Below are 18791 nucleotides of genomic sequence, written 5' to 3'. Positions count from 1 at the left end.
CCCAACACCCGGCTCGACGGCCGGGTGGTGACCCGAGGAGCCACCCTTGGCTGCTGAGCTGCATGTCGAGCTGGTCGCCGCGGACCGCAGTGTCTGGTCCGGCGAGGCCACCCTGGTCGTCGCGCGTACCACGTCCGGCGACATCGGCGTCATGCCCGGTCACCAGCCGCTTCTCGGTGTGCTGGAATCGGGCCCGGTGACGATCCGCACGAGCGCGGGCGAAACCGTCGTCGCCGCTGTCCACGGCGGTTTCATCTCGTTCGCGGACAACAAGCTGTCGCTGCTGGCGGAGATCGCCGAGCTGGCCGACGAGATCGATGTCCAGCGCGCCGAGCGTGCGCTGGAGCGCGCGAAGTCGGACACGGACGCCGCCGCCGAGCGGCGCGCCGATGTGCGACTGCGTGCGGTGGCGGTGCACTAGCACCCCCACCAGTAGTTTTTTCCTCAGCCGCGGCCCGAGCTGGAATTATCCAGACCGTGTCGCGGCTGAGGCGATGCAGGTGCAGTTCGAATTCCGTTACTCGACGATGCGAGGAGGTCGGTGGAGATGGTCCTCGCTTTGTGGGTGGGCGGTCTGGTCGTCGTGCTGGTCGTGGTGGGTCTGTTCGTCTTCGGCCTGCGCCGCCGGCTGATCCAGCGTTCCGGCGGAACCTTCGACTGCAGTCTGCGCTGGGACGTGTCCGGGGAACCCGATCCGACCGGCAAGGGCTGGGTGTACGGCGTCGCCCGCTACAGCGGCGACCGGGTCGACTGGTTCCGGGTCTTCTCCTACGCTCCCCGCCCCCGTCGTGCCCTGGAGCGCTCCGCCATCGAGGTGATCTCCCGCCGGCTGCCCGACGGCGAGGAGGAGCTGGCGCTGCTGTCGGACTCCGTCGTGCTCGGCTGTCTCCACCGTGAGACGCGCCTGGAGCTGGCGATGAGCGAGGACGCCCTGACGGGTTTCCTCGCCTGGCTGGAGGCGGCACCGCCCGGCCAGCGGGTGAACGTGGCCTGAGGGCCCGTACGCGTACGGTGTGAGGGCTGTCGGGCCCGCGGTGCCCGGGGGCCGTTCCGTATCTCCGTACCCGAATCCGAATCTGTACCCGTGCCTGCGGTCGTACCCGTACTCGTACCCGCGCCCGTGCCCGTACACGCGCCCGTGCCCGTACCCGTACGGCGCGAAGGTCACGGTGCTCATGGCCACTCCGCCATCAGGTCGTGCACAGCGAAAAACCGGGGAGACAGGGGGCGGACCTGTCTCCCCGGTGCTTTTCGGGGTGGCACCCGGTGGTGCGAGTGGTGCCGGTGCGGTGTTGCTACGGCGTGGGGATCACTGCAGGCCGCTCTTCATCGCGTTCACGAGCTCGCCGTTGGCGGTGTCACCGCTGAACTCCCAGAAGAACGCGCCTCCCAGGCCCTGGTTCTTCGCCCAGGTCATCTTCGAGCCGATGGTGGCCGGGGTGTCGTAGCTCCACCAGTTGGTGCCGCAGTGGGCGTACGCGGTGCCCGCGACGGTCCCGGTGGAGGGGCAGGTGTTCTTCAGGACCTTGTAGTCCTCGATGCCGGCCTCGTACGTGCCCGGGGCCGCGCCGGTCGCCGTGCCGCCCGGGGCGGCCTGGGTGACACCGGTCCAGCCGCGGCCGTAGAAGCCGATGCCCAGGAGCAGCTTCTTGGCCGGGACGCCCTTGGCCTTCAGCTTGGCGATCGCGTCGGCGGAGTTGAAGCCCGCCTGCGGGATGCCGTCGTAGGAGGTGAGCGGGGAGTGCGGGGCCGTCGGGCCCTTGGCCGCCCAGGCGCCGAAGAAGTCGTACGTCATCACGTTGTACCAGTCCATGGACTGGGCGGCGCCCGCGTAGTCGGCGGCGTCGATCTTGCCGCCGTCCGAGCCGTCCGCGGTGATGGCGGCGGTGACCAGGTTGTTCGTGCCGAACTTGGTGCGCAGCGCCGAGGCGAGGTTCTTCAGCGCGGCCGGGCCGGAGGTGTCACAGGTGAGACCGCAGGCGTTGGGGTACTCCCAGTCGATGTCGATGCCGTCGAAGACATCGGCCCAGCGGGGGTCCTCGACCAGGTCGTAGCAGGACTGGGCGAACGCGGCGGGGTTCTGGGCCGCGGCACCGAAGCCGCCGGACCAGGTCCAGCCGCCGAAGGACCAGAGGACCTTGATGTGCGGGTACTTGGCCTTGAGCTTGCGCAGCTGGTTGAAGTTGCCGCGCAGGGGCTGGTCCCACGTGTCGGCGACGCCGTCGACGGACTGGTCGGCGGTGTAGGCCTTGTCGTAGTCGGCGTAGGAGTCACCGATGGTGCACTTGCCGCCCTGGACGTTGCCGAAGGCGTAGTTGATGTGCGTGATCTTCTCGGCGGAGCCCGAGGTCACCAGGTTCTTGACGTGGTAGTTGCGCCCGTAGACGCCCCAGTTGGTGAAGTAACCGAGGTTGATCTTGTCGCCGCCGGGGCCGGGGCCCGTGCCGCCGCCGGTGGTGCGGACCTTGACGGCTCCGGAGGCCGGACCGGTCTGGTCGGCGGTGTCGCGGGCCTGCACGGTGTACGAGTAGTCGGTGCCGGCGGTGAGACCGGTGTTCGTGTACGTCGTACCGGTGACCGTGGCGACCTTGGCGCCGTCGCGCAGGACGTCGTAGTTCTTGATGCCCTTGTCGTCGGTGGCGGCACTCCAGCTGAGCTTCGCCGACGTGTCGGTGATGTCGCTCGCGGTGGGGGTGCCGGGCGCGGACGGGGGGTTGTCGCCCGGGACGCTGCCGCCGTCACAGGAGGCGCCGTTCAGCTTGCAGCCGGTGGGGGAGCCGGAGCCGGTGCCGTTGAAGCCGAAGCTGAGGCTGGCGCCCGGGGCGATCGACCCGTTCCAGCTGAGGTTCTTGGCGGTCCAGTGGTTGCCGGAGCTGGTGACGGTGGCGTCCCAGGCGGAGCCGGCCGCGGTGCCCGCGGGGAAGTCCCACTCGATCGTCCAGGAGGAGAGCGCGGTGGTACCGGTGTTCTTCACCGTCCACTGGCCCTCGAAGCCGCTGCCCCAGTCGGACTTCTTGAGGTAGGTGGCGGTGGCGGAGGGTGCGGCCGACGCGGGAGAGGCGAGGCCGACCATCGCGGCGAGGGGGAGCAGCAGTGCGGTGAGGCCCGCCACCGCCTTGGCCCTGCCGGTCCTGGTGGGGCTCCATCTGAATCTGGTCCGGCGTTGGGGGGTCTCAGTGCTCAACGGTGCTCCTCGGGTGAGGTCCGACAAACGGGGGTGATCCGTGGACTGCAAACCCTGCGCCGCCCTGAGCACGCTTTGTCATGACGCGCTCACCGCAGTGTGCTCGGTGAGATTAGGAAGGTCTGGACCAATCGTCAAGAGGTCTGGACCAAAGATCGTCGCTAAACCTCAGATGCCCAACTCCTGTGCGAGCACCGCCGCCTGGACCCGGCTGCGCAGCTCCAGCTTCCCCAACAGCCTGCTGACGTGCGTCTTCACCGTCGCCTCGGCCATCGAGAGCCGTACCGCGATCTCCGCGTTCGACATCCCCTGGCCCAGACAGCCCAGCACCTCGCGCTCGCGCCGGGTCAGCGCGTCGAGCGCCGCCGGATCGGCCGCGCGTACGGGGGCGGTCCCGGCGAACTCCGCGATCAGGCGCCGGGTCACGGCCGGGGCGATCAGCCCCTCGCCGCGTGCCACCGTGCGTACCGCTTCGAGGAGGTCGTGGGCGTCGGTGTTCTTCAGCAGAAAGCCCGAGGCGCCCGCGCGCAGTGCCCCGAAGACGTACTCGTCGAGATCGAACGTCGTCAGCACGAGCACATCGGCGAGCCGCTCGGACACCACCTGTTTCGTCGCCGACACCCCGTCCAGCCGGGGCATCTGTACATCCATCAGGACCAGGTCGGGCCGCAGTTCCCGGGCGAGCCGCACGGCCTCCTCCCCGTCCCCCGCCTCTCCGGCCACCTCGATGTCCGGCGCGCTGCCCAGGATCAGCACCAGCCCCGCGCGTACCGCGGACTGGTCCTCCGCGACCAGAACCCGGATCGTCATTCCCTCACCGCTCTCTCCTCGACGGGCAGTTCGGCCCGTACCCGCCAGATCTTCGTGCCGTCCGGGCCGGGACCGGGCCCCGCCTCGATGTGCCCGTCCAGCAGCGCCACCCGCTCCCGCATCCCCACCAGCCCGGCCCCCGAACCCGGTGCCCGCGGCCCCGGCCGGTCCCTGAACACACTGGTGACCTCCACGCTCAGCACCTGCCCGGACGTCGCGAGCCACACCCTGACCGGACCCGGGGCGGCGTGCTTGAGCGCGTTGGTCAGGGACTCCTGCACGATGCGGTACGCGGCCAGTTCGACCGGCGCGGGCAGTGCTCCGGACTCCTCGCGGGTGTCGTGAAGGGTGCAGGTCAGCCCGCTGGACGCGGCGTTCGTGCGGGTCTGCTCGATGAGCGCGTCCAGTCCCTGGAGCGTCGGTGCCGCGCTCGGTTCCGCGTCCGCGCCGCCCTGGCGCAGCAGACCGATCAGCCGGCGCATCTCCGCGAGCCCGGCGACGCTGTTCTCCCGGATCACCCCGAGCGCGCCGCGCGAGGTCTCCGGGTCGTCGATGGAGAGCGCCGCGGTGGAGTGGATGGCGATCGCGGACAGATGGTTGGCGACCAGGTCGTGCAGCTCCCGGGCCATCCGGGAACGCTCCGCGGTCACCGCCTGCGTACGGTCCATCTCGGCGAGCAGCGCCGTCTGGTCGGCCCGCAGCCGGGCCGTCTCGGCCGCGTCGCGGTGGTTGCGCACGCTGACCCCGGTGATCGCTGGTGCGAACGAGACCAGGCCGGTGACGACGCCGATCAGCAGCGCCTCGGGGGTCCGGAACCAGGCCAGGAACCCGATCGTCGTGCCCACGGTGATCAGGAACGCGGTCACCGGGATGCGGCGGGCCGCCGCCGGGGTCCCGTACACCACGGCCGCGTAGATGATGTCGGTGAACATCACCACGGTCGCCAGGTTCCCCCGTGTGAACTGGTCCGCGACCAGCGCCAGCGTGCCGATGATCAGCACCGTCTGCGGGGCGCTGCGGCGCAGCAGTTCCAGGGACGCCATCACCGTGAGCGGCAGCAGGCTGACCCAGGGGGCGGCGAAGGGCCGGCCGGCCTGTGTGTGCAGACCGAACAGCCACAGGAGCAGACCGCCGAGCAGCCCGGTGACGGCGATGACGGCGTCGTCGCGGTGGGGGCGGGTGGGGGAGAACACCCCTCCATCCAACACGCAGCCTCCCCGTGCGACGTCCCTACGGCGGGTGAGGCGCGGCTACATCGAAGGATGCAGTCGCGATTCGTCACTGCCGACGACGAATCGGCGCCCCGGGGACGGGAGCCTGGAGGTGACCGGAAGGAGAAGTGCCGTGATCGTCATTCTGATCGTGATCTGCGAAGTGGCCTTCTGGGTGCTGCTCGCCGCGGGACTCGCGCTGCGGTACCTGGCGAAGAAGCCCCGGCTGGGCGCGGCGGTCCTGCTGTGCGAGCCGCTGCTGGAGGTACTGCTGCTGGTGGTGACCGCGATCGACCTGAAGAACGGCGCCGCACCCGACTGGAAGCACGGCCTGGCCGCCGTGTACATCGGCTTCACGGTGGGCCTGGGCCACTCCACCATCAAGTGGGTCGACGCCCGTGTGGCCCATCGCTTCGCCGGCGGTCCGCCGCCCGTGCGGCCGCCGAAGTACGGCATGGCGCGCGCCGCCCACGAGTGGCGGGTGGCCGCCCGCTGGACGGTCGCCGCCGCGACGGCGCTGGGCCTGCTCCAGGCGGCGATCTGGTACGTCGGAGGCGACGGCGACACCGCCTCGCTGGAGGGCTGGCAGCAGAAGATGCTGCTCGTCATCGGGATCAACCTGCTCGTCGCCGGTGGATACACGGTGTTCCCGAAGCAGGCGCCGAAGGGCGCGGAGGACCGGGAACGGGTCGACCACTGAAGGACGCCCCGGACCCGGACCGGGTGCCGTGCGGGGTCAGCGTTCCCCGCCCGGCACCCACAGCACGTCCCCGACCTCCTTGTTCGCGGTCCTCGCGAGGATGAACAGGAGGTCGGAGAGGCGGTTGAGGTAGGTCGCCGTCAGCGCGTTCATCACGTCCCCGTGCACCTCCAGCGCCGCCCAGGTGGACCGCTCGGCACGCCGGACCACCGTGCAGGCCTGGTGCAGCAGCGCAGCCCCCGGCGTACCGCCGGGCAGGATGAAGCTGCGCAGCTTCTCCAGTTCCTCCAGGAAGCTGTCGCAGTCCGCCTCCAGCTTGTCGATGTAGAACTGTTCGACGCGCAGCGGCGGGTACTCGGGCGCCTCGACCACGGGGGTCGAGAGGTCCGCGCCCACGTCGAAGAGGTCGTTCTGGACGCGTACGAGGACCTTCACGACGTCCTCGGACAGCTGCCCGAGCGCGATGGCCGTACCGATGACGGCGTTGGCCTCGTTGGCGTCGGCGTAGGCCGAGATCCGCAGATCGGTCTTGGCGGTGCGGCTCATGTCGCCGAGGGCGGTGGTGCCCTGGTCGCCGGTACGGGTGTAGATGCGCGTCAGATTGACCATGCGGGCCAGCGTAGTCCGGAGGGGTCAGGCACCGGCCCAGCGGAAGACGCGTGTGCCCACTGTCACGGCCAGGACGGTGAATCCGACGGAGACCAGGACCCCGTACAGCATGTGTGCCGTGGCGTACGAGCCCACGTAGGCGTCCCGTACCGCGTCCACCGGATAGCGGAACGGCGTGAAGTGCGAGAGCACGTCCAGCCAGGCCGGACCGAGGGCGATCGGGAGCATCAGCCCGGAGAGCAGCATCGCCGGAAGGGTGAGCGCGTTGATCACGGGGCCGAACTCCTGCGGGGTACGGACCTTCATGGCCAGCGCGTACGACAGCGAGGCGAGCGCGACGGTCAGCAGGCCGACGAAAGCGAAGCCGATCAGGACCCCGGCGAGCGGCGCCCGCAGCCCCATGAGCAGGGCGGCCAGCACCAGCAGGACGGCCTGGAACAGGAACAGCAGCGCGTCGCGCAGCACGCGCCCGAGCAGCAGGGCGAGCCGGCTCACCGGTGTCACCCGCATCCGGTCCACCACCCCGGTGGACTTCTCGATGATCACCGAGAATCCCGCGAACGAGGCTCCGAACAGCGCGAGTTGGAGCAGCAGGCCGGGCACGAGGACCTGCCAGGAGTCCCCGGACGAGCCGAGCGGCAGGCCGCTGAGGAGGGGGCCGAAGAAGAGCAGGTAGAGCAGCGGCATCAGTACGCCGAACAGGATCTGGAACCGTGAGCGCAGGGTCTGGCGGGCGTATCGCCCGAAGATCAGCGCGGTGTCGTGGAAGAGCACGGAGGGGTCCTAGGGAAGGGGTGCCGAACGACGGGGCACGGGTGGTGGCGGCGCGGGCGGTGGGGCAGGCGATGGGTCCGGGGCGGCGGGGGACGGGCGGTTCGGGACGGGCGGCGGGTCCGGGGCGCCGGGGGTTCGGAGGCGAGGTCCCGGACGGAGAGGTCTCGGACGGAGAGGTCTCAGACGGAGAGGTCTCAGACGGAGAGGGGAGTCGCATCGGCGGGTGCCGCGGTGCGCCCGGTGATCGCGAGGAACGCCTCCTGGAGCGAGGCGGTGGCGGAGCCCGCGTGGGCGACCTTCAGGGCCCGGGGCGTGCCCTCGGCCACGACCGTGCCCCCGTCGATCACGACGAGCCGGTCCGCGAGGGTGTCCGCCTCGTCGAGGTAGTGGGTGGTCAGGACGACGGTGGTGCCGTGGTCGTCGCGCAGCCGCCGCACCAGGTCCCACAGGCCGACGCGGCTGGCGGGGTCGAGGCCGGTGGTCGGTTCGTCGAGGAAGAGGACGGCGGGGCGGTGGGTGAGGCCCATCGCGAGGTCGAGCCGCCGCCGCTGACCGCCGGAGAGCGCGGCCGCCTTCCGGTCGAGCAGCGCGTCGAGGCCGAGTCCACCGGCCAGTTCGGCGGCGCGCGCCACCGCGTCCGCCCTGCTCAGCCGGTACAGCCGCCCCTGGGTGACGAGCTCCTCCCGCACGGTCAGCTGTGGGTCGACGCCGCCGGACTGGGCGACGTACCCGCACTTCTCGCGTACGCCCGCGGGGTCGGCGAGCAGGTCGTGCCCGGCGACGGTGGCGGCGCCGGCGGTGGGGGCCAGCAGGGTGGTGAGCATGCGCAGGGTGGTGGTCTTGCCCGCGCCGTTGGGTCCGAGGAGGCCGACGATCTCCCCAGGGCCGACGGTCAGATCGATGGAGCGTACGGCCTCCACCGGGCCGTTCGGAGTCTCGAAGGTCCGGGCGAGTCCGGCAGTGCTGATGATGGGCATGGCGACACAAAAACAGAGTGACTGAAAAATTGCAACCACCCCAAAATTCATGTGACTCCATGAACTCTCCGGGATTCCGCGCCCCCGACGCGTCCGTCCTACGATGAGCACATGGCTGAGGGACTCAGGGAACGCAAGAAGCGCCAGGCCAGGCAGCACATCTCCGACCTGGCGACCGGGCTGTTCCTCAAGCACGGCTTCGTCACGGTGACCGTCGCCGATGTCGCCGAACTGGCGGATGTCTCCGTCAACACCGTCTACAACTACTTCCCGGCCAAGGAGGATCTCTTCCTCGACCGGATGAAGGGCGTCAGCCGGCGTGTACCCCGCTTCATCCTTGCCCGTGACCGGGGCGAGTCCGCGGCCGAGGCGGTCCTGCGCGAACTGCGTGCCGCCGTCGTCGCCGTCTCCCCGGAGTACGGGCTGATGGACGGCTTCGCCGACTTCATGCGGGTCATCGAGGAGGCGCCCACGCTCAAGGCCCGCCTCTGGTACCTCCAGCAGGAGGTCCTGCAAGGAGTCGTCGAGGTCCTGCGCGAGGAGACGGGCGCGGCCCCGGAGGACCCGATGCCGCTGCTCGTCGGCGGTCAGATCGCCTGGGCCGAGGGCGCGCTCGTCGGCTACATCAGCCAGGAGATGCGCGCGGGCCACCGGGCGGTCGAGGTCTCCCGCGACGCCCTTGTCGTCCTCGACGAGATCGAGGGACTGCTCGGCGGGAAGGTCCTCAACTACGCGCGGCGCGCCGCCGCGTGACGTGTCCCGGTGTGATGTCCGTCATTTGAGACGTGACGCGCATCTCTTCACCACCCCAGCGTCCCCCACGGGTACTAATCTCCGCCGGAGAGCATGTGAACGACCGTTGAGACCAGCCCGTAGAGGCGAACAGAAACCAAGGGGTGCGAACGTGGCCAGGAAGCTTGCCGTCATCGGGGCCGGACTCATGGGATCCGGAATCGCGCAGGTCTCCGCCCAGGCGGGCTGGGACATCGTGCTGCGGGATGTGACCGACGCGGCGCTGACCCGCGGCCGCGACGGGATCAAGGCCTCGTACGACAAGTTCGTCTCCAAGGGCAAGCTGGAGGCGGCCGACGCGGAGGCCGCGCTCGCCCGCATCACCATGACCACCGACCTCGACGCCGTGGCCGACGCCGACATCGTCGTCGAGGCCGTCTTCGAGAAGCTGGAGGTCAAGCACGAGATCTTCCGGACCCTCGACAAGGTCGTCCGGGAGGACACCGTCCTGGCCTCCAACACCTCCGCCATCCCGATCACCAAGATCGCGGCGGTGACCGAGCGCCCGGAGCGCGTCGTCGGGGTGCACTTCTTCTCGCCGGTCCCGATGATGCAGCTCTGCGAGCTGGTGCGCGGCTACAAGACCAGCGACGAAACCCTCGCCACCGCACGGGAGTTCGCCGAGTCGGTCGGCAAGACCTGCATCGTCGTCAACCGTGATGTCGCGGGCTTCGTCACCACCCGGCTCATCTCCGCGCTGGTCGTCGAGGCCGCCAAGCTGTACGAGTCGGGCGTCGCGTCGGCCGAGGACATCGACACCGCCTGCAAGCTGGGCTTCGGGCACGCCATGGGGCCGCTCGCCACCGCCGACCTGACCGGCGTCGACATCCTGCTGCACGCCACCGGCAACATCTACACCGAGTCGCAGGACGAGAAGTTCGCCGCCCCGGAGCTGATGCGCCGGATGGTCGATGCAGGTGACATCGGCCGCAAGAGCGGGCAGGGCTTCTACACCTACTGACCGTTTTCCGCCCCCGGCCGCCTGATCCGCCGTCAGTCGGGCCGGGGGAGCGGGGAGTCACCTCCCGGCTGCGGTCGGATCTCCGCGGACCGGTATCACCCCTCGGGGTGAATTCGGTATCGGTTCGCTTACAGACGGCAACTTCCCTGTCGTTGTTGCAGTCAGTTGTGGCAGAGACAGAACAGACAGACCTACCTTGCTACGGAGCAATCCCGGGGAGCGCATATGCACATCAGGGGCGACCACGCCGAGCTGGTCGTCGGGGGCCGCCTTGACGTCCGAAGCGCGGCGGACGCCCGTACGGTCCTGCACTCGGCCGTCGACGACGGAGTCGGCGACCTGGTGCTGGACCTGACCGAGCTGGATTCCTGGGACGCCACCGGACTCGGCGTCATCATGGGCGCGCACCGCCGGGCCGGCCGGGCCGGACGGCGTCTGGTGCTGCGCGGCGTACCGCCGCAGATGCAGCGACTGCTGGTGGCCACCCGGCTGCACCGCATTCTGGCCATCGAGGGCGGAATCGCCGCAGACTCCCTGCCGCGTGTGTAGAGGTACCCCAGGGCAGAAGGCGCGCAATCATTGACGGAACGTGACGTCCGGGGCGGCGCGGCACCCCGCCGGTTCGCCGGCACCGTGCGAAGGTCTAGGGTTCGGCCGTCCGCCGATTGACGGAACCCATGGGCGGACACCGGACCAGAAGCGACAGCGGGGCGTGCGGCCGGAGGGACAAACCGCGCGCGACGCGTCTGGGGGACTTGGCGATGGACCCGACGGACCCGACACACCAGGGACCGGAAGAGCACGGGCATGACCGTGGCCGGACCGGGGAGGACGCGGGACACCGAGGGCGGCCCCGCGATCCGCTGCCACCGGCATTGGCACCGGCCCCGCACACGTCCCACCCCACCTCGCGCCACACCCCGCAGACGCCCGCGCAGACCCGGGTGGTCCAGCTCGTCTCGGGCGACCTGCTGCTCACGGTCAACCCGGTCGACGGCAGCGAGGTCGAGCCCTGCCCGCCCGGAGAGCACCCCGCCGCGCCGGTCCGCCGCACCGCCCGCCAGCGCGCCGACCGCGAGCGCGCCATCGCCCCGCCCGTCCCACCGGGCCCGCCCGGCCCGCAGCTGCCGCTGCTGGAGCGGCAGGAGGAACGCGAGCGACTGGTACGCCTGCTGTCGCGCGGCAGGTCCGTACGTCTCACCGGCCCGGCCGGCTCGGGCCGCTCGGCCCTCCTGAGCGCCGTCGCCGCCGACTGCGCGGAGCTGGCCCCCGACGGCGTCGTACGCCTCTGCGGTCACAAGCGCACCACCACGGACCTGCTGTACGGGCTCTTCGACGCGGTGCATCTGGCTCCGCACCACCGTCCGGACCGCCAGGAACTCCTCGGGTTCGTGCGCGGCATCGGTGCCGTCGTCGTCGTGGACGACCTGGAATTCGGCGGCGCCGCGCTGGAGGAACTGCTCGACGCCACCCCGGAGTGCGCCTTCCTGTTCGGCGCCACCCCCGAGGTCCCGGCCCCCGCCGCCGATACGCACCTCGAAGAGGTCGCCCTCACCGGGCTCGGCCGCGGTGCCTCCCTGGACCTGCTGGAGCGGGTCGTCGAACGGCCGCTCACCGACGAGGAGACCAACTGGGCGGGCGACCTCTGGTTCGAGTCCGAGGGCCTGCCGCTGCGCTTCGTCCAGGCGGGCGCGCTGCTGCGCGACCGCGACGGGTCGCCCGCCGACCCCGCGGCCCCCTCCGCGTGGCCACGCCCCGACGACGCGTCCGCCCCGGCTCCGGCACCGCTGCCGAGCCTCGGCGAGGGTGCGGCACCCGCCGTGCTGCTGGCCTCCCGGCTGAGCGGGGCGGCCCGGGACACCCTGCGCTTCGCCGTCGCTCTCGGCGGCGAGGTGCCGCACCAGGCACATCTGCCCGCGCTCGTGGGCGACACCCACGCCGACGCCGCCCTCGGTGAGCTCGCCGGGTGCGGGCTGCTCTCCCCGGCGGGCCCCCGCTACCGGCTGGCCGCCGGGGTCCTCGCCCAGCTGGAGGCGGGCGGCTACGGCGAGGACGCCGCCGCCCACGCCCGCAGCGCCGCCCAGCACTACGCCTGGTGGGCGGGGCACCCCTCGGTGACCGCCGAGCGGGCCGTCACCGAGGCCGACGCCGTCATCGCCGCGATGGCCCGCCTGGTGCCGGGCGACGGGGCGGGACAGGCCGGCGCCGCCGTCCTGCTGGCCCGCAGCGCCTCTCCCGCCTTCGCGGCGGGGATGCACTGGGGAGCCTGGGAGCGAGTCCTCAGGATCGGTCAGGAGGCCGCCAGGATCGCCGGTGAGGTCGCCGAAGAGGCATACTTCCACCACGAGTTGGGCGTCCTCGCGCTCTGCGCCGGAAATCTGGACCGGGCCAGGGCCGAGCTGGAGACGTCGATCGGCATGCGCGGTGCGCTCGCCGACAAGTCCGGGGCGGTGGCCGGACGCCGCGCACTCGCGCTGGTGGCGGACCGCTCCGGCGGCCTCACCCCCGTGGGCAGGACCCTGACGGGCGACGAGGTGCCGGCCGTGCGGCAGGAGGAGCCGGACACACCGGCCGCCGGCATCCCCGTGCTGCCGCTGTTCCCGCAGCAGACACAGGCGCCCGCGACGCAGGTGACCCGGCAGGTCCCGGCGCCCGCGCCCGGTGCCCGAACCGGACGCTCCCTGCGCCGGGGGATCCTGGGCGGAGCACGGCGCAACCTCGTCGCGGTGGGGGCCGGGACCCTGCTGGCCGCCGTGCTCGGCACCGTGGTGACGCTCGGCGCGACATCCGGCAAGGACGAGCCGGCGGGCCGTGACGCCACCACCGAGCAGTCGTCGAACGAGGACGAAGCCGGGGGCGGACTCCCCACGGACGAACCGGCGGACGGCACGGAACCGGCGGACGGGATGCCGGCCGGCAGCGGATCCATGTCCCCGGGCCCGTCGGATCCGGCCACCGCGAGCAGCAGCGGCACCCCGTCGCCCGGGGCGTCCGGACCGGGCGGGACGCCGTCCACGGACGGGCCCGCCGACGGGCAGCCGACCGAGACGCCGACGACCGGCCCGTCCCCGTCGGGGAAGCCGACGGACGGGCCGACCACGCCCCCGACGACGCCGCCGACCACACCGCCCACCACGCCCCCGACGACGCCGCCCACCGACCCGCCGACGGATCCGCCCACCGACCCGCCGACCGACCCGGACACCTCCATGTCGGCGGGCGGCCCGACGACGGCCGGCGTCCTGGACACGGAGCGGGACGCGGTGCCGGACATGGAGCGGGACGGAATGCCGGCCACGGAGCGGGACGGGGCACCGGACGGGGAGCCGGGCGCACCCCTGTAGCCCCGGCCGGATCCGGGAAAAGCCATGGCCGGACGGACCCGTTGAACGGGTCCGTCCGGCCATGGACGCCGGCCCGGGGGCCGGTACGGAGTCAGGCTGCCGGGGTCAGAACAGCCGCAGTTTGTCGTCCTCGATGCCGCGCATCGCGTCGTAGTCCAGGACCACGCAGCCGATGCCGCGGTCCGTCGCCAGGACACGGGCCTGGGGCTTGATCTCCTGGGCGGCGAAGACGCCCCGCACCGGTGCGAGATGGGGGTCGCGGTTCAGCAGCTCCAGGTAGCGGGTCAGCTGCTCCACGCCGTCGATGTCGCCGCGGCGCTTGAGCTCCACGGCCACCGTCGCGCCGTCCGCGTCCCGGCACAGGATGTCGACGGGACCGATCGCGGTGGGGTACTCACGGCGGATCAGGGTGTGTCCCTCGCCCAGGATCTCGATCCGGTCGGCGAGCAGTTCCTGGAGGTGTGCCTCCACCCCGTCCTTGATGAGACCCGGGTCGACGCCCAGCTCGTGGGACGAGTCATGGAGGATTTCCTCCATGGTGATGATGAGTTTCTCGCCCGCTTTGTTCACCACGGTCCAGACGCCTTCGCTGTCGTCGGCGCCCTCCTTGAGGGTGCACGGCGGCGACATCCAGTTGAGGGGTTTGTACGCCCGGTCGTCGGCGTGGATCGACACGCTGCCGTCCGCCTTCACCAGGATCAGACGCGGGGCGGAGGGCAGGTGGGCTGTGAGCCGGCCCGCATAGTCGACGGAGCAACGGGCGATGACGAGACGCATGGTCGGAACGCTACTCGACGACCGGGGCTCCACGCGATTCACCGCCTTCGCACCCGTCGCCGCTCTTGACATCCGCGAGCGGGCTTGCCCCTCTATGTGCCTCTTGGTTATTGGCCGGTTGTGTTCCCAATCTCCTGGTGCGGCCCGGACCGCGCGCTTACCGTGTAATCAGGAGGTCGCCGTCCGTGAACGCTGCGTCGCCGTCCTCCTTCCATGCCCGTAAGGCCCCGGCCTTCCGTCGGGGTCGCGAGAGGAGAACCCATGTCGCTCGACGTCTCACCGGCGCTGTTGGAACAGGCCGAGCGAGGCGAGGTCGACGAAGCCGACTTCGTCGACTGCGTCCGGACCTCCCTGCCCTACGCATGGGAGATGATCAGCTCTCTGGTGGCCCAGCTGAAGGTCGACGGCGGACAGTTCGCCGACAACCAGACGCCGCCGCCGAACGAGCAGGCACGTGGTCAGCTGCTGCGTGCGCTCGCGAGTGATGCGATACGCGGCGCGCTTCAGCGGCACTTCGGGGTGCGTCTGGCATTCCAGAACTGCCACCGGGTCGCGGTGTTCCCGCTGGATGCCTCGGTTGACGACCGGCTGGCCAAATTCACCTCGGTGAGGGGCCAGTTGCTCAACCAGTCGCCCGAACTACGGGACTGCTGAACGCTTCCGCTGCCGTCCCGGGCCGCGGGAGGTGCAACTGGCTCCGGGGCGGCAGCTCCCGTACCACCAGCACCACCAGCACTACCGGCACCACCAGCACCACCAGCACCATCAGACCCTCAGCACCACGAGTACCTCAGCACTCTCAGCACCCACCAGCACCTCAGCACCACCGAACGCTCACCGCACCGACCAGCACATGCCACTCTCGTGTCCGTCATGTGCCCCTCATGCCAGCAGCGGCAGCACCTCGGTGCCCAGCCGCCGTACGTTCTCCTCGGTCGCCGCGAGGTCGCCCGACCCCTCGACGAGGAGCGCGAAGCGCGTGATGCCGGTCCGTTCGGCCGTCTCCGCGAGCCGGTCGGCCGCCGCCCCGGGCGGACCCACCGGGTGCAGCCCGCAGAGCAGCTCCGTGTACGCGACGGGGTCCCGCATCACGCGGTGCCTGTCGTCGACCGTCACATGGGCGCCGAGCCCCTGACGCAGCCAGCCGGGCATGGCCTTCACCAGCGTCTCCGTGGCATCGACGGGATCGTCGGCGATCTGGGCCACCCCGGCGGACACATGGCCCGTCCCCGCCACGACGTCCGGCGGATGACCGGCCTCCCGGGCGGCCGTGCGCCACAGGGCGACCATCTCCGTCTTCTCCTCGTCGCCGCAGTGCATGCCGAGCAGCATCGGAAGCGCCTTCCGCGCGGCCAGCCGTACGCTCTTCGGCGAGGTGCACGCGACGATCACCTCGGGCCCCGGCGAGCCCCCCGGACCCTCGGCCGGCAGCTCGTCGGCCCGGGGCACCACCGCCACCTCGCGGAAGCCGAACCGCTCCCCGCGCCCCGCCACGCGCGGCTCCCGCAGCCAGTCGAGCAGCAGCTCCAGCGATTCGGGGAAGCCCCGCTCGTACGCCTCCAGGCCGCCTCCGAACACCTCCAGGTCCACCCACGGGCCGCCCCGGCCCACTCCGAGCGTGAAGCGCCCGCCGCTGGTGAGGTGCAGCAGGGCGGCCTGTTCGCCGAGCGCCACCGGATGGTGGTTGGGCAGCACGCTCACCGCCGTGCCCACGCGGATCCTGCGGGTGCGGCCGAGCAGCAGCGCGGCCAGGGTGACGGCGGACGGGCATACCCCGTACGGCACGAAATGATGTTCCGCCAGCCAGACGGAATCGAGTCCGGACTCCTCCGCGACCTCGGTGGACCGGACAGCCCGGTGCAGGGCTTCCCCCTGCCCCTGTCCCGGAAACTGGGCTGCCAGTACGAACGTTCCCACGCGCATCGCTATTGCCTCCTTGCGGCCCGACGCGGTTCTCCCCTGTCGGCAACAACGTCCGACACGTGCCAAAGGCACGGTCCACGCAGAAGTTGTTGCGATTTTCCGCTAACTCACCCCGTTGCCGGACGTCGCCGCGCGCCGTGCCCGGCGTCTGCCCGGCGCCGACGGCTCGCAAGGGTGTCCGCGCGCCCACCGGGGATCACGGGACACCCTTTAGGCTGGACGGACCTGTCCGTTCAGCCCGTGAGGTGTCCCGTGTCCCCGCGCCGCAACCGCCCCCGAGGCGGCGAGAGTCCCACCGACAGCGCGAGCACGCCGGGGACGCGGTACGGCGGGGGCGGGGGCGGCGAGAGCTGGCAGGGCGAGGAGTGGTCGGTGCGCCCGGTGAGCGGTGCGAGCGCGCAGGGCAAGCGGTACCGCTGCCCCGGCTGCGACCAGGAGATCCCGTCCGGGGTCCCGCACCTCGTCGCCTGGCCCGAGTTCGGCGGCATCGAGGACCGCAGGCACTGGCACAAGGCCTGCTGGAACGCGAAGGACCGCCGCACCACACGGGTGCAGCGGTCCAGGAACGCTCCTCGCTACTGAACGGGCACGCTCCTCGCCACCGAAACACGGGCGCCGGCGCGGCCGGGCCCGGTCCGCGGCGTCAGACGTCGCGCCGGTCGAGCGAGACGAAGGCCCCGGCCAGGGCCACGGCCGCCGCGCCCATGATGATCCACAGCGGTTCCCAGCCGGAGGGTCCCGAGTTGCTGATCGCGGAGCCGTAGAGCGCCCCGAGCTGGTTGGGGATCGAGTACTCGAACAGGGCGCGCTGGAGGCCGGCCAGGCTCTCCGAGAACATGAACATCGCCAGCACGAGCGGCAGCAGCACCAACGCGATCATGATCGTGATGGCTCCCGCGGAGTGCCGGATGATCGCGCCGAGTCCCAGCGAGAGCAGTCCGAGCGTCGCGATGTAGAGCCCCACGCCCACGGTGGCGCGCAGCCAGTCGGTGCCCGAGCCGGCCGCGCCGTCCAGGATCGCCGTCTGGAGTCCGGCGACGACCGTGGCCATGACCGCGGTGATGACGAACGTCAGCAGGAAGAAGACGGTCGCCTTCGCGGTCAGCACCCGTCCCCGGCTCGGGCAGGCGGTCAGCGTCGTGCGGATCATTCCGGTGCCGTACTCGGAGGAGATGGTCAGCACGCCGAGGGTGATCACGCAGATGGAGCCGAGGAGCACCCCGAAGAAGCCGAGGCTGAGCACCGGCTCGTTGCTCAGGTTCGCGTCGGTCGCCGCGACGGCGAACGCGGACAGCAGCCCGATCGCGAGCATGAGCACGATCATCACGCCGAGCGTCCACATGGTGGAGCGCACGGAACGGATCTTCGTCCACTCGGAGGTGATGGCGTCGCCGAGGGTGGGCGCCCGGACCGGGATGGGCGAGGCGTAACCGCCGCCCGGGGCGGGCCAGACCCCCTGCGGCTGCTGCTGGGGGGCCTGCGGGGTGGCCGGCGTCGTCATCGGGGGTCCTCGCTGGTCGTGGGCCCGGTCGGGGCTTCGGTGGATACGGGCGCGGGCCCGGCGGGTGCGGGCGGCGCCACGGGCGGCACCGGGGGCGCGGGCACCGGACCCGCCGGGGCGCCGGACGCGTACGGGTTCTGGCCGGGCGGCGGCGGGGCGTACCAGCCCTGCTGCGGCGCCTCGGGCACCTGCGGGTGCCCCGGGCCGGGCTGGGCCCCGTAACCGGCCCCGTAGCCCGGCTGGGCCCCGTGGACGGCGTCGTGAGGTCCCTGGCCCGGCAGCGGAATCTGAAGACCCGCCTTGGCGTCCACCGTCGACCGGTAGTCCACGGCGCTCTGCGTCATCCGCATGTACGCCTCCTCCAGCGAGGCCTGGTGCGGCGAGAGCTCCCACAGCCGGACGTCCGAGGCATGCGCCAGATCGCTGATCCGGGGCAGCTGGAGACCCGTGACCCGCAGGGCCCCGTCCGGCTCCGGCAGGACCTGGCCGCCCGCCTCGGTGAGCGTGGCGGTCAGCTTCTCGCGCTGCTCGGGCACGTTCTCCGGGACCCGTACCCGGGCGAAGTCGGCGGAGTTCGCGGAGATGAAGTCGGTGACGCTCATGTCGGCGAGCAGCTGGCCGCGCCCGATCACGATCAGATGGTCGGCGGTGAGGGCCATCTCGCTCATCAGATGGCTGGAGACGAAGACCGTGCGCCCCTCGGCGGCCAGCATCTTCATCAGATTGCGGACCCAGAGGATGCCCTCGGGGTCGAGGCCGTTGACCGGCTCGTCGAAGAGCAGCACCTGCGGGTCGCCCAGGAGCGCCGCCGCGATGCCCAGCCGCTGTCCCATACCGAGCGAGAAGCCGCTGGAACGCCGCTTGGCCACGTCCTGGAGCCCGACGACACCGAGCACCTCGTCGACCCGGGCGGCCGGGATGCCGGCCAGCTGCGCCAGCGAGAGCAGGTGATTGCGTGCACTGCGCCCGCCGTGCACCGCCTTCGCGTCCAGGAGCGCGCCCACCTGGCGCGGCGCGTTCGGCAGATCGCGGAAGGCGTGGCCGCCGATCGTCACACGGCCCGAGGTCGGCCGGTCGAGGCCGAGCATCATCCGCATGGTGGTGGACTTGCCCGACCCATTGGGACCGAGGAACCCGGTGACGGCCCCCGGCCGCACCTGGAACGAAAGGTTGTACACGGCCGTCTTCGCGCCGTAGCGCTTGGTCAGGCCGACTGCCTCGATCATTC

At 71.4% G+C, this 18791-nt stretch carries 19 protein-coding genes; 9 read left to right on the top strand and 10 right to left on the bottom strand.

Translation table 11 applies throughout. The features are described from left to right. Positions 1-46: 46 nt before the first annotated feature. Together ACIGJO_RS05045 and ACIGJO_RS05040 are read left to right on the top strand one after the other, a co-directional pair. Positions 47-421 carry a F0F1 ATP synthase subunit epsilon gene (locus tag ACIGJO_RS05045; protein WP_266923887.1) on the top strand — a complete coding sequence of 125 codons (375 nt, stop codon included), beginning with the start codon at positions 47-49 and terminating at the stop codon, positions 419-421. A 126-nt stretch (positions 422-547) separates the two neighbouring features. Continuing rightward, positions 548-994: a DUF2550 domain-containing protein gene (locus ACIGJO_RS05040; protein ID WP_399952238.1), complete on the top strand. Its 447-nt coding sequence runs from the start codon at positions 548-550 to the stop codon at positions 992-994. 315 nt (positions 995-1309) lie between these two features. On the opposite strand, the gene ACIGJO_RS05035 is transcribed toward ACIGJO_RS05040, so the two are convergent. The 3 genes from ACIGJO_RS05035 to ACIGJO_RS05025 form a co-directional block, all read right to left on the bottom strand. Beyond that, positions 1310-3184, bottom strand: a complete 1875-nt coding sequence (locus ACIGJO_RS05035) for a glycosyl hydrolase family 18 protein (RefSeq protein ID WP_399952235.1) — start codon at positions 3182-3184, stop codon at positions 1310-1312. 168 nt (positions 3185-3352) lie between these two features. Then, the gene (locus ACIGJO_RS05030; protein WP_399952233.1) at positions 3353-3994 is read right to left on the bottom strand and encodes a response regulator; all 642 of its coding nucleotides are present in this window, start codon (positions 3992-3994) and stop codon (positions 3353-3355) included. Further along, positions 3991-5187, bottom strand: a complete 1197-nt coding sequence (locus ACIGJO_RS05025; protein ID WP_399952230.1) for a sensor histidine kinase — start codon at positions 5185-5187, stop codon at positions 3991-3993. Before ACIGJO_RS05025 ends, ACIGJO_RS05030 begins: the two co-directional genes overlap by 4 nt. 151 nt (positions 5188-5338) lie before the next feature. Between ACIGJO_RS05025 and ACIGJO_RS05020 the strand changes: the two genes are divergently transcribed. Continuing rightward, complete coding sequence (locus ACIGJO_RS05020; RefSeq protein WP_399952227.1) at positions 5339-5905, top strand: hypothetical protein; 567 nt, start codon at positions 5339-5341, stop codon at positions 5903-5905. Positions 5906-5941: 36 nt separating this feature from the next. Here the strand turns inward: ACIGJO_RS05020 and ACIGJO_RS05015 are convergent, their stop codons facing one another. From ACIGJO_RS05015 to ACIGJO_RS05005, 3 genes are all read right to left on the bottom strand, one after another. After that, a complete protein-coding gene (locus ACIGJO_RS05015) occupies positions 5942-6514 on the bottom strand; it encodes a cob(I)yrinic acid a,c-diamide adenosyltransferase (protein ID WP_399952224.1) in 573 nt (190 codons plus the stop codon). Between the two features lie 24 nt (positions 6515-6538). Next, complete coding sequence (locus ACIGJO_RS05010) at positions 6539-7288, bottom strand: ABC transporter permease (RefSeq protein ID WP_399952221.1); 750 nt, start codon at positions 7286-7288, stop codon at positions 6539-6541. 194 nt (positions 7289-7482) lie between these two features. Beyond that, positions 7483-8265 carry an ABC transporter ATP-binding protein gene (locus ACIGJO_RS05005; protein WP_399952218.1) on the bottom strand — a complete coding sequence of 261 codons (783 nt, stop codon included), beginning with the start codon at positions 8263-8265 and terminating at the stop codon, positions 7483-7485. Positions 8266-8376: 111 nt separating this feature from the next. Between ACIGJO_RS05005 and ACIGJO_RS05000 the strand changes: the two genes are divergently transcribed. The 4 genes from ACIGJO_RS05000 to ACIGJO_RS04985 all read left to right on the top strand — a co-directional run bounded on the left by ACIGJO_RS05000 (position 8377) and on the right by ACIGJO_RS04985 (position 13362). Continuing rightward, a complete protein-coding gene (locus ACIGJO_RS05000; RefSeq protein WP_399952215.1) occupies positions 8377-9018 on the top strand; it encodes a TetR/AcrR family transcriptional regulator in 642 nt (213 codons plus the stop codon). 151 nt (positions 9019-9169) lie between these two features. After that, positions 9170-10018: a 3-hydroxyacyl-CoA dehydrogenase family protein gene (locus tag ACIGJO_RS04995; protein WP_399952212.1), complete on the top strand. Its 849-nt coding sequence runs from the start codon at positions 9170-9172 to the stop codon at positions 10016-10018. Between the two features lie 225 nt (positions 10019-10243). Further along, positions 10244-10567, top strand: coding sequence for an STAS domain-containing protein (locus ACIGJO_RS04990; protein WP_030117666.1), 324 nt, complete (start codon positions 10244-10246; stop codon positions 10565-10567). 212 nt (positions 10568-10779) lie between these two features. After that, positions 10780-13362 carry an ATP-binding protein gene (locus ACIGJO_RS04985; protein ID WP_399952209.1) on the top strand — a complete coding sequence of 861 codons (2583 nt, stop codon included), beginning with the start codon at positions 10780-10782 and terminating at the stop codon, positions 13360-13362. A 105-nt stretch (positions 13363-13467) separates the two neighbouring features. On the opposite strand, the gene nucS is transcribed toward ACIGJO_RS04985, so the two are convergent. After that, entirely contained in the window at positions 13468-14139 is a 672-nt protein-coding gene (nucS, locus tag ACIGJO_RS04980; RefSeq protein WP_073727256.1) for an endonuclease NucS, read from the bottom strand. Between the two features lie 261 nt (positions 14140-14400). On the opposite strand from nucS, the gene ACIGJO_RS04975 reads away from it, so the two are divergent. Beyond that, the gene (locus ACIGJO_RS04975; RefSeq protein ID WP_148020754.1) at positions 14401-14793 is read left to right on the top strand and encodes an SCO5389 family protein; all 393 of its coding nucleotides are present in this window, start codon (positions 14401-14403) and stop codon (positions 14791-14793) included. A 228-nt stretch (positions 14794-15021) separates the two neighbouring features. Here ACIGJO_RS04975 and ACIGJO_RS04970 read toward each other — a convergent pair whose 3' ends face one another. Then, complete coding sequence (locus ACIGJO_RS04970) at positions 15022-16062, bottom strand: LLM class flavin-dependent oxidoreductase (RefSeq protein ID WP_399952206.1); 1041 nt, start codon at positions 16060-16062, stop codon at positions 15022-15024. A 252-nt stretch (positions 16063-16314) separates the two neighbouring features. Here ACIGJO_RS04970 and ACIGJO_RS04965 point away from each other — a divergent pair, with 252 nt between their 5' ends. Next, a complete protein-coding gene (locus ACIGJO_RS04965) occupies positions 16315-16644 on the top strand; it encodes an ATP/GTP-binding protein (RefSeq protein WP_399952203.1) in 330 nt (109 codons plus the stop codon). 61 nt (positions 16645-16705) lie between these two features. Here ACIGJO_RS04965 and ACIGJO_RS04960 read toward each other — a convergent pair whose 3' ends face one another. Together ACIGJO_RS04960 and ACIGJO_RS04955 are read right to left on the bottom strand one after the other, a co-directional pair. Continuing rightward, positions 16706-17563 carry an ABC transporter permease subunit gene (locus ACIGJO_RS04960; protein ID WP_399952200.1) on the bottom strand — a complete coding sequence of 286 codons (858 nt, stop codon included), beginning with the start codon at positions 17561-17563 and terminating at the stop codon, positions 16706-16708. After that, positions 17560-18789, bottom strand: a complete 1230-nt coding sequence (locus ACIGJO_RS04955; protein ID WP_399952197.1) for an ATP-binding cassette domain-containing protein — start codon at positions 18787-18789, stop codon at positions 17560-17562. Before ACIGJO_RS04955 ends, ACIGJO_RS04960 begins: the two co-directional genes overlap by 4 nt. Positions 18790-18791: the final 2 nt, after the last annotated feature.

It is taken from the genome of Streptomyces sp. NPDC079020 (assembly GCF_044542225.1).
In the GTDB taxonomy this organism is placed as follows: Bacteria; Actinomycetota; Actinomycetes; order Streptomycetales; family Streptomycetaceae; genus Streptomyces.
Note: the sequence above shows the minus strand (reverse complement) of the source record. Positions and strands in the feature narration are given on the sequence as shown.

Excerpts from the sequence above, each read along its gene's own strand:
- ACIGJO_RS05040 (WP_399952238.1), top strand. The coding sequence starts at position 548 with ATGGTCCTCGCTTTGTGGGTGGGCGGTCTGGTCGTCGTGCTGGTCGTG.
- ACIGJO_RS05030 (WP_399952233.1), bottom strand. The coding sequence starts at position 3,994 with ATGACGATCCGGGTTCTGGTCGCGGAGGACCAGTCCGCGGTACGCGCG.
- ACIGJO_RS05015 (WP_399952224.1), bottom strand. The coding sequence starts at position 6,514 with ATGGTCAATCTGACGCGCATCTACACCCGTACCGGCGACCAGGGCACC.
- ACIGJO_RS05005 (WP_399952218.1), bottom strand. The coding sequence starts at position 8,265 with ATGCCCATCATCAGCACTGCCGGACTCGCCCGGACCTTCGAGACTCCG.
- ACIGJO_RS05000 (WP_399952215.1), top strand. The coding sequence starts at position 8,377 with ATGGCTGAGGGACTCAGGGAACGCAAGAAGCGCCAGGCCAGGCAGCAC.
- ACIGJO_RS04990 (WP_030117666.1), top strand. The coding sequence starts at position 10,244 with ATGCACATCAGGGGCGACCACGCCGAGCTGGTCGTCGGGGGCCGCCTT.
- ACIGJO_RS04985 (WP_399952209.1), top strand. The coding sequence starts at position 10,780 with ATGGACCCGACGGACCCGACACACCAGGGACCGGAAGAGCACGGGCAT.
- nucS (WP_073727256.1), bottom strand. The coding sequence starts at position 14,139 with ATGCGTCTCGTCATCGCCCGTTGCTCCGTCGACTATGCGGGCCGGCTC.
- ACIGJO_RS04975 (WP_148020754.1), top strand. The coding sequence starts at position 14,401 with ATGTCGCTCGACGTCTCACCGGCGCTGTTGGAACAGGCCGAGCGAGGC.
- ACIGJO_RS04970 (WP_399952206.1), bottom strand. The coding sequence starts at position 16,062 with ATGCGCGTGGGAACGTTCGTACTGGCAGCCCAGTTTCCGGGACAGGGG.
- ACIGJO_RS04960 (WP_399952200.1), bottom strand. The coding sequence starts at position 17,563 with ATGACGACGCCGGCCACCCCGCAGGCCCCCCAGCAGCAGCCGCAGGGG.
- ACIGJO_RS04955 (WP_399952197.1), bottom strand. The coding sequence starts at position 18,789 with ATGATCGAGGCAGTCGGCCTGACCAAGCGCTACGGCGCGAAGACGGCC.